The following is a 15,846-nucleotide window of genomic DNA, read 5'->3' as shown; positions in this document are numbered from 1 at the left end:
CCCGGCTCTCGTATCAATATCAGGTGTTGACGATCTGCGCCTTCTTGCGCAGCTCATCCATATATTTCTTTTCGTTCGGGTTTTCGCCGTCCTTGGCCTTCATCAGATCTTCGGACTTGAACACCATTTCCGCCGCATAGTCGTCGGAAACCTGGCGCTGCTTGCAGATGGCCAGATATTCGACGCCCTTTTCGGTGACGCGGGTACCGGTGGTGCCGCCTTCCTTGGTCTTCTCCACCAGCGCCTTCCAGTCTTCCGGCAGCTCTGGCGCCAGAATGCGGCCAAGGTCCTTGATCGCCACATCACGCATGGTCGCGGCGAAGCTCATGGCCTGGTCGCAGCCGGGGTAACGCTTGCGCGAGGCCTCAGCCTCGGCCTTGCGCTTGCCGGTAATGGCGTTGCGTTTCGATTCCGGGATGACGAAGATGACCTGCTGCAGGAAATATTCCGTGGTGACGGGCTTGTCGCCGCGTTCCTTCAGTCGGGTAACGAGATCCTGCGTCGACATCTTGCCGCGTGCGCCATAACGGGCGTTGACAAGGCGCGGCCAGCTCATCTGAACGGCGATGAAGGCCTTGAAATGATCGGCTCCGACACCCGCCTGCGCAAGCACCTTCGTCAATTGCTGCGGGGTCATCTTGTTGTTGCCGGCAAAGCGTGCGAAGGCCGCATCGACATCGTCGGTGCTGACCGACATCTTAACGCGGCCGATTTCCTCGCGCTTCAGCGCTTCGTCGACAAGCTGCTCACGCGCCTTTTCGTTGAGATTGCCGGACTGGCGCTGCAGCTTGAGGAAGGCGACGCGCCTGGCAATATCGTCATTGGTGATGGGGGTCTTGTTGACGACGATCTTGACGGTGCTATCGGCGAAGGCCTGGCCGGCATAGGGCACAACGGCCATGGGAACGGCGAATATCGCAAAGGCGAAAGCAGCGCCACGCAAAGCCGTCTTTCCGAAATTCATCATATCCTTCTCCCTTTCGTCGGGCAGGGTGCTGTTGCCCTGTCCCGCCAATCTGTTTTGCCTGATGAGGGGAATATTGAATTGTCCCGCTTTTCAGACCTGCAACTGTGCATCCGCACCGCGAATTTGCCACGTATATATCATCGCGATCCGCAAGACGGCAATGTGTCGGTTTGTTGAAAGAAAACCCGATAGGTTCCATGCGCGGCCGACATTGGCGTGTTGTTGCGGCGAAACCGTGGCTTTACTGGCCAAATGGTAAAAAGGCAGGTCAGGATGCTGCGTAACCTGCCTCTAAACTCAGTAGTTGTTTGGCTTCCAGCCAATATCCATGTCGTTCCAGTCCTCATTGGCTGAACCGACGCTGATATCGCCGAGCGTACGGAAGGCCAGACGGGCATTGATTGACCAGTCATTGGCGGCCTGACGGCTGGAATTGATATTGCCTTCGTCGGAATAGCTGACCGTCAGGATCGTGCACTCATCCTGATAGGCAATGCCGATGCGGCGTTCGGCGGCAAACTTCCCGTTCAGATCGTAATTGATCGAACCGAACAGCGACCAGTTGTCGTCCATGCGCAGCGAACCGGACGCCTGGATGATATCGCGGTCTTCATTATAGCCGTATTTCGGCTGTGCCTTGACCTGCGTATAGCTGAGCTTGCCGGTAAGGCGACGGTCCGAATAGCTGATGCCGGTTTCCGAGCGGTTGATGTCGAAATCGTCCTTGTCGAGACGCAGGCTCGACGACAGCGAAAGTCCGATCGGCGCATCGAAAGCGGCCATGGCGACGTAATCCGAACGGTCGGATTCGAGGCCCGAATTGGCGCCTGCATTGACGAGATCGTAGGAGGCGAAGGAATTGTCGCCCGCCAGATGGAAGGACTGGCCGGCAATGGCGCGAACGCCGTAGCCATTGTCGAACGTACCGTTATAGCGGAAGCCGATATTGGCGCGCGTGCCGCCTTCGATCCGGTCGAAACCGGAGAATTTGTCGCGTTCGAACAGGTTGGTCGCGTCGAAGACGAATGCCTGTGCATCCTCGTTCGGAAGGCGGCCGGCATATTGTTCGTTCGGACGCACGAAAATCTGTGCAATGGGCTCAATCACGTGGCTGCTGTTGAGCGCGGTGAACAGCCAGGGGTAACGCACTTCCAGACCGCCGGTGACCATGCCGCGGAAAGCCGCGCCGTCATGCATCATGCCCTCATAGGCATAGGAGGTCCCACCCGAGGTGAAGGCTGCGGGAGACATGTCCGTCCAGAGCGCGTCGCCGCGCGCGGCAAGGATCGGCGTGATCTGCAGGCCGCTGTCCATCGTGAAGGTGCGCTTCCACTCGGCTTCGGTGGAAAGGCGCGTATAGTCACCCTCAAGCCCGCTGAAACGCGGATAACCGCCAAGCGCGTAAGCATCCTGCCGCAGGCGCGTGATGCTCGTCAGGTTGGTGGTCAGCGAAAGTTCGCCGCCATAAACCGGATCCGGCACGAAATAACGGTAGTCGACAACCGGGTGGACGATTGCCTGTTTGCGTTCCTTGGCCTCGGTATTGTCCGTATCCTGAACGTTGAAATAATAACCGCGGGCTTCGAAGCTGTTACGCTCGCTCGCACCGTTCAGATAAATCTGGTTGGTCTGAACGTCGTTTTTATAACCCTTCAGCCCGTAGGTGCGCGAAAAGTTATTGTCGGTCTGCACCATGGCATCCCAGCCGAACGCCCAGCGCGGGTTGATCGAGAAATCACCCTTGCTTGCGATCATGCCGCGATTGTCGTTGAGGGCGTCGCTGGTGCCGGCCGTGAAGGTTTCGGACTTCTGCTGGCTGATGCCCGCAATCGTGACCGTGTGCATGCCGGTTTCGAAGCGCTGGCGCAGTTCCGCCTGCAGCAGCAGACCCTGCGTCGTGTAATAGGTCGGCGTGACGGTCACGTCCGAGGTGTCGGACAGAACGTGGAAATAGGGGACGCCGATACCGAAACCGAGATTGTCGGTAATGCTCATCTGCGGGAACAGGAAGCCGGATTTACGCTTCACCGTATTGTCCGGAACCGTGAGGAACGGCAGATAGGCGATCGAATGGCCGAAAAGCTGCAGGCGGGCCTTTTCCAAGCGCACCGTATGGGTCTTGCCGTCCTGAACGACGCGCTCGGCCTTGACCTGCCACAGCGGCGCCTTTTCGGGCCGCTCGGCGCAGGGCAGACACGCGGTGTAGACACCGTTGTTGAGCACCATCAGGTCGCCTTCGAGACGCTCGGCGCTTTCACCGGCAATACGGGTATTGTCCGTGGTCTCGACGCGCAGCGCATTGACGAAGCCCTGACCGAAATCGTCGGTCACGTCCATCTCGTCGGCATAGATCTTGTTGCCGCCCGGCTCGATCAGCTCGATGTTGCCATGGGCGATCACGCGGCCGGTCTGCTGGTTATATTCCACTTGCTGGGCCACCATGCGGTAGCCCGAATATTTCATGCGAACCACGCCCTTCGCGATCACACGCTGGGAATCGCGATTATAGGTCAGTTCATTTGCTGTAAGCAGGAGTTTCGAATCGTCTTGGCTTGCAGACGCAAGCAAACCATCCTGGCCGATAGCGACCGGGCTGGATGCCAAATACGCGCACACAGCGGCACCTGTCAGAAGGGCCGTCCAAAGCCGCCTGATATTCCCGCGGTCATATACCGCCACTAGCCGTCCTCCTGATGAAGCAGAATGGTTGCCCCCAAAGCCAACGCCACGATGACTGGAACCCAGACCGCGACGGTGGGAGGGACAACGCCACCACTCCCGAATGCCCTTACGAGCACGGTTACTACATAAAGCACGAAGCCGGAAACGATTCCACCCAGAATCACGGAGCGCGATTGGGCGAAGCGGCTGAACTTTAATGAAACGGTCGCGGCGATCAAGGTCATCGCGACCAGAAGCAGGGGCGTCGATAGCAGGAAATGATACTGCGTCTCAAGCGCCTTCGAAGATAGTCCAAAGGACTTTGCAACTTCGATCTTGTGAGAAAGGTCAAAGAAAGCAACGGTTTCCGTCTGCGTCATGCGCTCCTGGACGAATTCCCGTCTCAGATTGGTACTGATCCGCGTGCTTTCTTGCCGAACTGGCACATGCCCGGCGCGGGTTTCCGAAACGCCGTTAAGAAGCCAGTAACCATCTTCCAATTTAGCCGACTTCGCATCCTTACGGGAGACGATGTTTCCGTCCTTGTCGATGTCGATCAGAACCACGTCGAGAAGCAGCGTTCCATTGTCCTCGAAGCTCTTGGCGCCGATGATCGTATCCTGGCCGCCGCTTGCCTGGCGCATCCACGGAATGATCTCCTGCTGGCGGCCGCCGCCCGCTTCGTTGCGCAGGCCGGCTTCCATCGCCAGCGACTTGTTCTGGCCCCATGCCGCGATGGGGTTGAGGATAGTGACCGACAGGATGCCGATGAAAACCGCGCCGAGCACGAAGGGAAGGATGAACTGCCATGCGGAAATGCCGGCGGCGCGCGTCACCACCAGTTCGTAACGCCGGTTGAGCGAGATCAGCGTTGTCATGCCGACGAAAAGCGCGATGAAGGGCACAGTCTGTTGCAGGATCAGCGGCAGGCGAAGCGCCGTCAGGCCAAGGGCGGCCGGAACGGAATAGCCGGGCAGGCCGGACATGCGCCGTGCCGTTTCGCTGAAGTCGGCGAGGTAAATGATCGAGGATACACCGAGCAGGAACCAGATGGCGGTGATCAGATATCGCTTCAGGAAATACCGGGAGAGCGTGTTGAAAATCATGCGTTGCCGCTCCCAGAGCTTTTCGCCATCCGGCTGGAGAAGAGACGGCGCAGACGACCCATCGCATCGGCGATGATTTTCGGCATTTTCGGCTTGCGACCGGTCAGCAGAATGAAGGCGGCGGCCCCGCCGCTAAGGCCCGGAACGGCATAGACCAGCGAAATGAAGGCCGCGCTCTGCTTGATCTGATTGGTGACGTAAAAACCAAGCCATCGCAGCATGAAGGCCGTCACCAGTGCGGCGACCATCGGATGCAGGCGCGCTTCGCGGTGCGAACGGGCATCGGCGGCGATGACCAGCGAAATCAGCGCGAAGGAGAAGGCGAACATCCAGTCCGACAGGCGCTTGTGCAGCTCGCTGCGGAAGGCTTCCGGTGAGCGCTTGTAGCTCGCATTGTTCTCGTCGGGCGAGAGAAGGAAACCGAGGCTGGCATCGCCCGGAGAGAGCGACGGCTCGGAATCCTGCTTTTCCGACATGGTCGAAAGGTCGAAGGCATAGGACAGGAACTTGACGATCGAGACCTTGCCGTCCGGCGTCTTCTGCTGCACTTCGCCGTCGCGCATGGTCAGCGACGTGCCGCTTTCGTCGATCATGCCTTCCTTGGCATAATAGATGAGGTCGAAATTCGGATCGCGGCGGTCGGCGACGAACAGGCCCTTGAGGATACGGCCCTGCCGCTGGGCGATCTGCACGTAAAGACCGTCCTGAATGGTACGGAAAGTCTTTTCTTCGATCACCGAGGACAGAAGGTCGGCATAGGCGGCGGCCACCATCTGCCGAGCGGAGCTGCGGGCGGGCGGCTCGATGAAATTGGTGATGGTGAAGGAAAGCGCGCTCAGAATGGCGGCCAGAATGAGAACCGGGCGATACATGATCGAACGGGGCGATCCGGCCGCATCGATGATGGCAAGCTCGGAATCGTTGTTCATCGTGGTGAATATCTGGGTGATGCCGATCACCAGCGCGAAAGGCAGGACGACCGGGATCAGCGTCGGCAGGATCATCGTCGCGAGCGCCATGAAGGAACCCATCGACTGGCCGGTATCGGTGACGAGATTGATTCTCTGGAGAACCTGGATGGTCCAGATGATGGCCAGCACCGGCAGCAGCGCGACCAGAAACATCTGCGTTGTCCGCCGCAGGATATAGTTCTCGAGAAGCTTCATACGGCCCTGTTCGACATTGTTTTTCCGTGCGATCGCTCGCCGAGTTTCCGCCTATCTAATCGCATCGTTTGCAATTGGCTATTCCGGCGTGCTCACAAATATGTTTTGCGCGATGATTTTTCCATCGCCTGTGTCTTTTTGTGGAACAAGCTGTCGGTTTCATGACGCGATTTCGCATTCCGCAAAAATGCCTTTCCTTTAACGACTGTAGGCCTTTAAAGAATGCGGGGTTGCGCCCGGGGCCGAAAAGGCCATGATCATGCGCATCGTGCAAGTCGTAGAAGAAGAGCAGGAAAACATGTCCGCCAAATTCGATATTTCTTTCGCCAATTCCGCCGCGCTTGAAAACGCGCTCGCCGTTGTGCTGCAGGCTTCGGGCGAGGCGCAGGCCGTCGCGGGCGCCTCTGAGGCCGATCCGGGCGGTGTTATCGAAAGGGCGGCGAAGATTTCGGGCTTTTCCGCAAAATCCATGACGACGCTCGACGTGATCGCGCCGCAGGGTTCCGCCGCCGACCGGCTGCTCGTCATCGGCCTCGGCAAGCCCTCGAAGCTGGTCGCCCATGACTGGTTGCGCGCCGGTGGCACCGCCGCCGCCAGTTTCAAGAAGGCGGACAGGGTCGTCATCTATCTCGATGCGCCGGGCGTAGAGGTCGGTGCGCAGGCGGCTGCGGATTTCGCGCTTGGCCTGCTGCTGCGCGCCTATAGCTTCGATGCTTACAAGACCAAGAAAAAATCCGACGAAGAGAAGATGCCGAAGAAGGTGGAGATCGTCATCGTCACGGCCGCCCATCAGGAAGCGGAAAAGGCTTTTGCCGTCTCCGAGGCCGTTGCGGGCGGTGTTACCCTGGCGCGCGATCTCGTCAACCTGCCGCCGAACGCTCTCGGTCCCGTCGAATTTGCCGAGAAGGCGGAGGAGCTGCGCAAGCTCGGCGTCGAGGTGGAAGTCCTCGGCGAGAAGGAGCTGAAGAAGCTCGGCATGAATGCGCTTCTCGGTGTGGCGCAGGGATCGGCGCGCCCGCCCAGACTTGCGGTGATGCAGTGGAACGGCGGCAACAAGAAGGATGAACCGATTGCCTTCGTCGGCAAGGGCGTCGTTTTCGATACCGGCGGCATTTCGCTGAAGCCCGGCCTCAATATGGAGGATATGAAGGGCGACATGGGCGGGGCGGCGGCCGTGACCGGCCTGATGCATGCGCTGGCCGCCCGCAAGGCCAAGGCAAATGTGATCGGCGTCATCGGCCTCGTGGAAAACATGCCTGACGGCAATGCCCAACGTCCGGGCGATATCGTCACCTCCATGTCCGGCCAGACCATCGAGATCATCAACACCGATGCCGAAGGCCGGCTGGTTCTGGCCGATGCGCTCTGGTACACCAAGGATCGCTTCAACCCGAAATTCATGGTGAACCTTGCCACGCTGACGGGCGCGATCACGGTGGCGCTCGGCAATCTTCAGGCCGGTCTTTTCTCCAATGACGACGAGCTTGCAGCGCGCCTCACGCAGGCGGGCGATGTGACGGCAGAAAAACTGTGGCGCATGCCGCTCGGCAAGGATTACGACAAGATCATCGATTCCAAATTCGCCGACATGAAGAACAGCTCGGGCCGTCTGGCGGGTTCCGTCACCGCTGCGCAGTTCCTCAAGCGTTTCGTGGGCGAAACCTCCTGGGCGCATCTCGATATTGCCGGCACCGCCATGGGTTCGCCGCTGACCGAGATCAACCAGTCCTGGGGATCGGGCTACGGCGTCCGGCTGCTGAACGAACTCGTTCGCGCCCATTACGAAGATTGAAGCGAGCGGAGCGGCACGTCTGCGGATGACTGAAATTCTGTTTTACCATCTGACGGAATCGAAGCTGGAGGATGCGTTGCCGCCCTTGCTTGAGAAATCGCTGGAACGCGGCTGGAAGGTCGCGATCCAGACGGTGGGCGAAGAGCGCCGTGATTTCCTCGATACGCATTTGTGGACCTTTCGTGACGACAGTTTCCTGCCGCACGCCACCGATACTTCGCCCGCACCGCAAAACCAGCCGATTCTCCTGACGGCGTCCGATGAGAACGCCAACGCGGCAAGTGTCCGCTTTCTCGTCGATGGCGCCGAGCCGCCGGCGGTCGAGGCCTATGAACGTATCGTGTTCATGTTCGACGGATACGATGCCTACCAGCTCGAAATGGCGCGGAATCACTGGAAAAGACTGAAAACAGAAGGACATTCCCTGACTTACTGGCAGCAGTCGCCTGAAGGCCGCTGGCAGAAGAAGGCCTGATCGCACCCCCCCGATTGTGCATCCCGACGATTGGTTCCATACGCAAACAGACCGGCAAAAATTCGCACGTGGCCTCAATTGCGGGTTTTTGCATTATGCGCTCCAAGGAATCCTGCGGGAATGGGCTTTCGCTTCGAGCGAGGCGGCTGGTTTGACCTGATCTGCCTCGGGCGGCTTCCTGTAACGCAACAGCAGAAGGACATGAGTATGGGACAGGCGATATCGCGACCGGAGGGAGAAACCGAGCGTCTGGTCGCGGTGCGGTCGATCATGTCTTTCAAGAATGCCGAGATGCCGGAGCTGAAAGTGCTGTCGCAACTGGGGCAGGGGGTTTTTGGCGTGGCGCGTGCGGCGGTCAGTATTATCGATGAGGATTGGCTTCATATCGCTGAGCAGGCAGGAATGCAGCTGTCGGAATGCCCGCGCGATCTGTCGATCTGCAACCGCGTCATCGCCAAGCAGGATGTGGTGGTGATACCCGATCTCACCGAGCATCCGCATTTCCGCTTCATGCCCTATGTGAAAGAGGGGCCGGAGCTGCGTTCCTATGCGGGTGCGCCGATCGAACTTGAGCCTGGTCTTGTTGTTGGCGCCTTTTGCCTGGTCGATACGGTGCCGAGAAATTTTTCCCGCATCGAAATCGAAAATCTCAGACATTTCGCGTTGCTGGCGGCTGCATTGCTGCGGCTTCAGAAAGCCAATTTCACCATGAGTCTGGCCGAACGGGAATTGCGCGATGCGGCGATGACCGATCCGCTGACCGGGTTTTACAATCGCAAGGCGCTGGAGGCGATTGTCGACGGCCAGCTCGGCGCGGCCCTGCGTGCAAACGAGGCCTTCGGTGTGCTCTATCTTGATCTGGACGGTTTCAAGACCATCAACGACACGTTCGGCCATCCTGCCGGTGACCGCGTTCTGACCGCTGCCGCCGGACGTATCCGCAAGGCAATCCGCAAGGAGGATATCGTCGTGCGCATGGGCGGCGATGAATTCGCGATTTTTATACCGCGACCCCGCAGCCCAGATGTCATGAGCGGAATGGCGGACCGGCTTCTGGCCGCTTTCCGAAACCCCTTTGACGTGGACGGGCAGGAGGTGGACGCCCGTCTCAGCATCGGCGGCGCGCTTGCTCCGCAGGCGGGTGCCGACCGGGCAACGCTGCTATCCAGCGTCGACGAAGCGTTGTATCAGGCCAAAAAATCAGGGCGCGACCGTTTCGTCAGCCGCGCCCTTTGAGGCATTGTCCTTCGGGAAGCGCTTCTGCTTCTCAGTCGTAGAAGGAATCCACGAATTTGTGGCGGCCGAGCAGGAAGGCGTCGGCCACGTGGGTCAGCGGCGCGAGATCGACATCGGAACGACCAGCCTTGATGATTTCCGAGAAACGCTCGTAAAGGGCAGGATATTCCCGCTCCGGCTGTGAGAGTTTTTCTTCGCCGTTGATCGAGAGCTTTGCGCCGCCTTCCGAAAGCACCATCCGTCCCGCTGCCGTCTCGGCAACGATATCCCAGCTCTGCTTGCCGGTCTGGCGCCAGTCGAATTCGGCATGGACGGGCGTTTTCGCCACATCGGAAAAATGCAGGTCGGCGGCGATCGGGGCGTCGCGGTTTTCCGGGAACTCAAGCGTCGCCTTGGTCAGGAACAGCGCGCGCGGCAGGATATGGGTGATGATCGAAAGCGCATTGATGCCGGGATCGAACACGCCAAGACCGCCAGCCTGCCAGATCCAGGCCTGGTTCGGGTGCCAGTGGCGCACATCTTCTTTCCAGATGACATGCACGCTCTCGATTTTGGTGGAAGCCAGAAACACCTTCGCAGCCTCGACCGCCGGTGCATAACGCGAATGCCAGCTTGCAAAGAGCGAAAGGCCCTTCGAATCCGCCAGCCGGACGAGATCCTGCACCTCCGAAAGGGTGGCGCCCGGCGGCTTTTCGAGGAAAACGTGCTTGCCCGCATTCAGCGCCGCGTAGGCCGCCTCGTAACGATATTGCGGCGGCATGCACAGCGATACCGCGTCGATGGCAGGCACGGCCTCCAGCATGGCCTCGATGGTGCCATAGGAAGCGACGCCGTCCACGGTGCCGTGGCGGCTTGCGGTGCAGATCAATTCAAAATCCGGATTGCCTGCAATGGCGGGAAGATGCTGGTCGCGAACGATTTTGCCGACGCCGACGATGGCAAGCTTGGTGGCTGACATGAAGTGGAACCCGTGTGTGAGTGCTGTCTGAGATAAAGTGTGATTTTTACAGGTTTTTAGCAGAAACGCCCGAAGGAGCAAGGCGATCGTTTCGGCGCGAATGGTCTTTCCAGAAAGCGCGACGTCTCGACAGTATCCGACAGTGACTTCGCATTTCCACGCGACCTGAAATATATAAATTAATATTGCATTTTTATTGGAATTTTTCCTTTTTTCGGCTGTTGAAATGCGGATTTTGATGTATATCTTGGTATTAATATAATTTATTTATTCTAATATAGTTATTTCAAAGATCGGATTGTGGTGGTTTTGTTTAAATCTGACCGATTGTCTGGCTTCGTTCAGAAAGTCAACGAAAGCAACCACCAATTCAATACATATGGGCTGATTTTCGGCGTCGTCCTCTACAATCTCTACATATTGGTGGATCTCAGTCTGGTGCCCGAGATCATCTGGCTTGATCTGGTCGTCCGCCTGATTATTGTAACGCCGATTTTATTTCTTTATTTTCCGGTGCGATATTATGCGATGGGGCTGCGGTCGGATGCGGTCGCCCATGAGGTGCTTCACGGGCTGGGCTGCATGTTGGTCGTCGCATCGATCATGTTCATCTATGCCAATGCTCGGACGTCATCCGCGAGCGAATATTACATCGGTATCGTCACCGTCGTCATTTACATGAATACGATCCATCGCAAACCGTTTCCGCTCGCGGTCATGGGTACGGTCGGGTGCATGATAGTATTCATTGTCGGCATGCGGTATGTCACGGTGACGAGCGAGGTCGCCAAGCTGCCCGCGATCATGTGTTCCGTTGGCATCAGCGTCGTTTCGCTTTTTGCGGCCTATCGTATCGAGCAGGTGGAAAGACGGGACTATCTGGCGTCGCTGCGCGAAAAAATGTTGTTGCAACAAATTCAAAGTGCAAACCAGGAACTTCAGCAGCTCTCCAATACCGATCAGCTCACCGGTATCCGCAATCGCCGCAGCTTCGACGAGGCGGCGAGCGAGGCTTCTGCCGGCAGCGGCAGGCCGCGGGCTCTCATCCTTCTCGATGTCGACTATTTCAAAAACTATAATGATTCCGAAGGCCATATTGCCGGCGATGACTGCCTGCGCAGGATCGCCGGACGTCTTCGCAGCGCCCTGCGCAGGGACGATGGCGACAGAAGTTTCGTCGCGCGTTACGGGGGCGAGGAATTCGTCGTCCTGCTCGACGATTGCGTCACTTCCGCTGCACTGGCGATAGGGGAAAGACTGAGATTGGCTGTGATCGACGAGGCAATACCCCATCTTAACCGCCCCGACGGGCGGGAAATCGTCACCGTCAGCCTCGGGATCGCAGTCTCCGGTGACGGCGGGGAAGTTATCTACGACATGGTCAACCGGGCCGATACCGCGCTTTACGAGGCCAAGCGCCAGGGAAGAGACCGGCTGGTGCTGGCCTCCGGCCCTACGGAAGCGATTGCCGGGCCAACAGGACCTTATGACGCCGAAGCCGCAATGTCGGCATAGGCGGCTCAAGGCTGGGTGATGTTTGATAAGTCCTGCATTGAGCGGGAGTTGTGAAGTCCATGAACCGGAATTCCGGTGCCGCAACACATGACGACAGGTAATGCAGATGATGGAATTGATCGCCGCACAAGCGGCAGCATCCGCTGCCGAACTTCCCTTCCTCCTGCTTCAGGCGGCAGCCGTTGTCGGCATGGTGTCCGTGCTGATTCTCCTCCGGCGAAACATCGCCCTCGAGGATCCCCGCTATAAGGTCTATTATGGCATCGTGTTCGGCGTGGCGGGGATTCTGCTCGCGATGCTGGTTTCCGAATTCATCAAACTTCCCTCCAAGCCCTATATCCGCACGGAATTGCTGTTTCTTGCCGGGGTGCTGGGCTCATGGCAGGGCGGGTTGATCACCCTGGTTTTCGTGGCGGTCGGGCGATATGTCTTTGGCGGTCCCGCGCTGTTTCTTGCGGCCTTGCAGGACATGGTCGTCATTTCGGCCTGCGGCGTCGCCATGTATGGCTGGATGCGCAACCGGCGCCTCGCCGATATCGGAAATCGGGATATTCTTATCGTCTGTGCGGCCAGATTCATGACCGCACTGCTGGCCATCACAATTTCGTTCGCGCTGGGTTTAATCGATCACGCACTGTTCGTAAGCGCACTCGGTCGCCGGACAATAGGCGCCGCCTCCATTGGTTTGCCGATGATCGTGTGCCTGTTCATCCTCTTGCGCAGCGAAGCGCGGGCCCGGGAAGAGGCAAGGAAACGAGAGGAGGCAGCAAGAACGGATTCGTTGACTGGTCTACCCAACACGCGGGCGCTTAAGGACCATATGGAAAAAGTCATGCGGCAGGAACCGGCGGTTCCGCACGCCCTTGTTCTGATCGAGATCGTCAATATAGCCGATGTCGCCGCCTGCGAGGGAGAAGACTGGAGCGATCTTTTCTGGCCCCGGCTGGCGCGGGAGATCTGCAACGGGGACTACGGCGTCCTTTGCGAAACGAATGCGCCCTGTAACTTCATGTTCGGCGATACGACACTTGCAGTCGTCATGCAGGGGATTTCGCTTGAAAAGTCCGAAAGCACGAAACTCATAATGCGTCTGCATGAGGGTTTGAGCACGTTTTGTCGCTCGGCGGAGGCAGGGCCGGTCCCGCATCTCAAAATCGGCGCGGCAAATCTGGACAAGCTTTCGCAACGGAACGTCGCCTCCTTCCTCAGGCACCTCAGCCTGGCGCTCAAGGGCAGCGATCATCCGGTGCAGATTTTCCCCTTCTCCTTTGCCGAGAAAGCGACACTGGACGAGGCGGTGCGGCAGATGCTGGTCAACTGGATCAAATCCGGCACGCCGCCCATTTGTTATCAACCGAAATTCGAAATGCGCAATCGCCGCATGATCGGCGCCGAAGCGCTCCTGCGCGCCGTCGATGCGCGGGGGCAGGCGCTTTCGCCTTATTATGTGCTGGAAATCGCCGAACGCCATCGGCTGCTGGTGGAATTCGAATGGTCCACGATCGAGGCCGTCGTGCGCGATCTTCGCGACCTGCACGGCCTCGAGGCGGATTTTCATCTGGCGGTGAATATTTCCGCTTCGTCCTTTGCGAGCGCGCATTTCGCAGACCGGGTCGTGGCGCTGCTGCACGAAATGGCGGTGCCGGCGTATCGCCTCTCAATCGAAGTGACGGAGATGAGCAGGATACCGACCACCGATGTCGTACAGCAGAATTTCGATACGCTGATTGCCGAAGGCGTCCGGCTGGCGCTCGATGATTTCGGCACCGGTTATGCCGCCCTCACTTTGCTGGCGCGGTTCCCGTTCGAAGAGGTCAAGATCGATCACTGGATGACATCGAGGCTCGACCAGTCGCGGTTCAGGGAGGCCATTGCGCTCGCCTTCGAGAGTGCGGAGCGTTACGGCGCAAAGCTGGTAACGGAAGGCATAGAAACCGAGGAGCAGAGCCGGCTCCTCATGCAGATGGGCATTCGCTTCGGGCAGGGTTATCTTTATTCCCCCGCCGTACCGCTCGACCGCCTGCAACCGCGCAGGGCATGCGCCTAGGACATATCCAGTTTAACCGAAAGCGCAGTCGCGCATCATCCCGCCATTGCTTCTTCATATTCGCTCGAAAGCAGCAGCCATTGCTCCTCCGAATCCGAAAGCTTCGCGGCGGCCTCGCCGCGCTCCTTCACTTTCTGTGCGGCCTTGGCGGGCGCTTTTTCGTATAGGACGGGATCCGCCAGCTCGGCGTCGAGCGACTGAATCAGTTTCTCAAGCTTCGCCGTCAGGGATTCGATTTCGTTGATCTTTTTCTTGAGCGGCGCAAGCTGGGCGCGCTTTTCCGCGCTTGCCTTGCGTTGATCGGCTTTGGAGGCCTGATCGGCCACGGCGTCGGTCTTGTCTTCCTTCTTCTTACCGGAGGAAACGACGAGATCGCGATATTCCTCCATGTCGCCTTCGAAGGTCTTGACCGTTCCGTCAGCCACCAGCCACAGCCGGTCCACTGTCGCCTCGATGAGATGGCGGTCGTGCGAGATGAGGATGACCGCGCCGCTGTAATCGTTCAGCGCCTCGATCAGCGCCCTGCGGCTGTCGATATCGAGATGGTTGGTCGGTTCGTCGAGGATGAGCAGGTTTGGCGCGTGGAAGGCCGCAAGTCCCATCAGAAGCCGTGCCTTTTCGCCACCGGAAAGGTCCTTTGCCGCCGTCGCCATCTTTTCGGTTGCGAGACCCATCTGCGCCACGCGGGAGCGCACCTGTGCCTCTGGCGCCAGAGGCATCAGCTTGCGCACATGTTCGACCGGCGTTTCATCCGGCACGAGGTCATCGAGCTGGTGCTGCGCGAAGAAACCGATCTTCAGGCCAGGGGCGACGCGAAGATCGCCCGCCTGCGGCGCAAGCCGGCCGGAGATGAATTTCGCGAAGGTGGATTTGCCGTTGCCGTTGGAGCCGAGCAGCGCAATGCGGTCGTCATTGTCGATCCTGAGATTGAGCTGCTTCAGGATCGATTTGCCCGGCTCGTAACCCACAGCCCCGCCATTGATGGCGACGATGGGGGAGGCGGGCTGCTTTTCCGGCTCCGGGAAGGTGATCGGCTGGACGTGATCCTCAATCACGGCGGCGACGGTGCCCATGCGCTCCAGCGCCTTGATGCGGCTCTGCGCCTGCCGCGCCTTGGTGGCCTTGGCGCGGAAACGGTCGATGAAGCTTTGCAGGTGTTTGCGCGCGGCGTCATTTTTTGCCTTCGCCTTCATCTGCAATTCGTCGTTTTCGGCCTTCTGGCGCTCGAACTGATCGTAGCCGCCGCGATAGAAGGTCAGCTTCTTCTGGTCCAGATGCACGATGGAGTTGACGGCATTGTTGAGAAGATCGCGGTCGTGGCTGATGATGATGACGGTGTGCGGATAACGCCGGATATAATCCTCAAGCCAGAGCGTGCCTTCGAGGTCGAGATAGTTGGTCGGCTCGTCGAGCAGCAAAAGGTCGGGTTCTGCAAACAGCACGGAGGCAAGCGCCACGCGCATGCGCCAGCCGCCGGAGAAGGAGGAGGCCGGGCGAAGCTGCGCTTCGTGATCGAAACCGAGACCGGCAAGAATGCTGGAGGCGCGCGCTTCCGCCGAATGGGCGTCGATATCGACGAGCCGCATCTGGATTTCGGCGATACGGTGCGGATCGGTCGCGGTTTCCGCCTCGGCCAGAAGCGCGCTGCGCTCCTTGTCGGCCGAAAGCACGATGGAAATCAGCGATTCTTCGGTGCCTGGGGCTTCCTGCGCCACCTGGCCGATGCGCGCCTGTTTCGGAATTGTCACCGAACCGCTTTCCGCCGAGAAATCGCCGGTGATAACCCGGAACAGGGTGGATTTGCCGGCGCCATTGCGGCCAACAAGGCCCGCCTTCACACCGGCGGGAAGCGTCACGCTGGCATGGTCGAGAAGCAGACGCCCGGCGATACGGGCGGAAAGATCGGTAATCGTAATCATGGCG

At 58.9% G+C, this 15,846-nt stretch carries 11 protein-coding genes; 5 read left to right on the top strand and 6 right to left on the bottom strand.

Annotated features, from left to right (window positions below; translation table 11 throughout):
* Nucleotides 1-19: 19 nt before the first annotated feature.
* The 4 genes from ACQZ40_RS06225 to ACQZ40_RS06210 form a co-directional block, all read right to left on the bottom strand.
* A complete protein-coding gene (locus ACQZ40_RS06225) occupies nt 20-967 on the bottom strand; it encodes a SurA N-terminal domain-containing protein (protein WP_448747585.1) in 948 nt (315 codons plus the stop codon).
* Between the two features lie 297 nt (nt 968-1,264).
* Entirely contained in the window at nt 1,265-3,646 is a 2,382-nt protein-coding gene (locus ACQZ40_RS06220) for an LPS-assembly protein LptD (RefSeq protein ID WP_065654082.1), read from the bottom strand.
* Nucleotides 3,646-4,734 carry an LPS export ABC transporter permease LptG gene (gene lptG, locus ACQZ40_RS06215; RefSeq protein ID WP_078054093.1) on the bottom strand — a complete coding sequence of 363 codons (1,089 nt, stop codon included), beginning with the start codon at nt 4,732-4,734 and terminating at the stop codon, nt 3,646-3,648. The genes ACQZ40_RS06220 and lptG overlap by 1 nt, the downstream gene beginning before the upstream one ends.
* A complete protein-coding gene (locus ACQZ40_RS06210) occupies nt 4,731-5,900 on the bottom strand; it encodes an LptF/LptG family permease (RefSeq protein ID WP_448747584.1) in 1,170 nt (389 codons plus the stop codon). The genes lptG and ACQZ40_RS06210 overlap by 4 nt, the downstream gene beginning before the upstream one ends.
* A gap of 298 nt (nt 5,901-6,198) precedes the next feature.
* On the opposite strand from ACQZ40_RS06210, the gene ACQZ40_RS06205 reads away from it, so the two are divergent.
* From ACQZ40_RS06205 to ACQZ40_RS06195, 3 genes are all read left to right on the top strand, one after another.
* Nucleotides 6,199-7,692 carry a leucyl aminopeptidase gene (locus ACQZ40_RS06205; protein WP_448747608.1) on the top strand — a complete coding sequence of 498 codons (1,494 nt, stop codon included), beginning with the start codon at nt 6,199-6,201 and terminating at the stop codon, nt 7,690-7,692.
* Between the two features lie 25 nt (nt 7,693-7,717).
* Entirely contained in the window at nt 7,718-8,167 is a 450-nt protein-coding gene (locus ACQZ40_RS06200) for a DNA polymerase III subunit chi (RefSeq protein ID WP_003520745.1), read from the top strand.
* Between the two features lie 207 nt (nt 8,168-8,374).
* Nucleotides 8,375-9,403 (top strand): sensor domain-containing diguanylate cyclase, encoded by a 1,029-nt coding sequence (locus ACQZ40_RS06195; RefSeq protein ID WP_448747607.1) that lies wholly within the window; start codon nt 8,375-8,377, stop codon nt 9,401-9,403.
* A 31-nt stretch (nt 9,404-9,434) separates the two neighbouring features.
* On the opposite strand, the gene ACQZ40_RS06190 is transcribed toward ACQZ40_RS06195, so the two are convergent.
* On the bottom strand, nt 9,435-10,361 hold the full coding sequence (locus ACQZ40_RS06190; RefSeq protein WP_448747583.1) for a Gfo/Idh/MocA family protein: 927 nt from the start codon (nt 10,359-10,361) through the stop codon (nt 9,435-9,437).
* A gap of 327 nt (nt 10,362-10,688) precedes the next feature.
* Between ACQZ40_RS06190 and ACQZ40_RS06185 the strand changes: the two genes are divergently transcribed.
* Nucleotides 10,689-11,876, top strand: coding sequence for a GGDEF domain-containing protein (locus ACQZ40_RS06185; protein ID WP_448747582.1), 1,188 nt, complete (start codon nt 10,689-10,691; stop codon nt 11,874-11,876).
* A 106-nt stretch (nt 11,877-11,982) separates the two neighbouring features.
* Nucleotides 11,983-13,923 (top strand): EAL domain-containing protein, encoded by a 1,941-nt coding sequence (locus ACQZ40_RS06180; RefSeq protein WP_448747581.1) that lies wholly within the window; start codon nt 11,983-11,985, stop codon nt 13,921-13,923.
* Nucleotides 13,924-13,958: 35 nt separating this feature from the next.
* Here the strand turns inward: ACQZ40_RS06180 and ACQZ40_RS06175 are convergent, their stop codons facing one another.
* The gene (locus ACQZ40_RS06175) at nt 13,959-15,842 is read right to left on the bottom strand and encodes an ABC-F family ATP-binding cassette domain-containing protein (protein ID WP_448747606.1); all 1,884 of its coding nucleotides are present in this window, start codon (nt 15,840-15,842) and stop codon (nt 13,959-13,961) included.
* Nucleotides 15,843-15,846 lie beyond the last annotated feature (4 nt).

It is taken from the genome of Agrobacterium sp. 16-172Ci, assembly GCF_053522725.1.
Note: the sequence above shows the minus strand (reverse complement) of the source record. Positions and strands in the feature narration are given on the sequence as shown.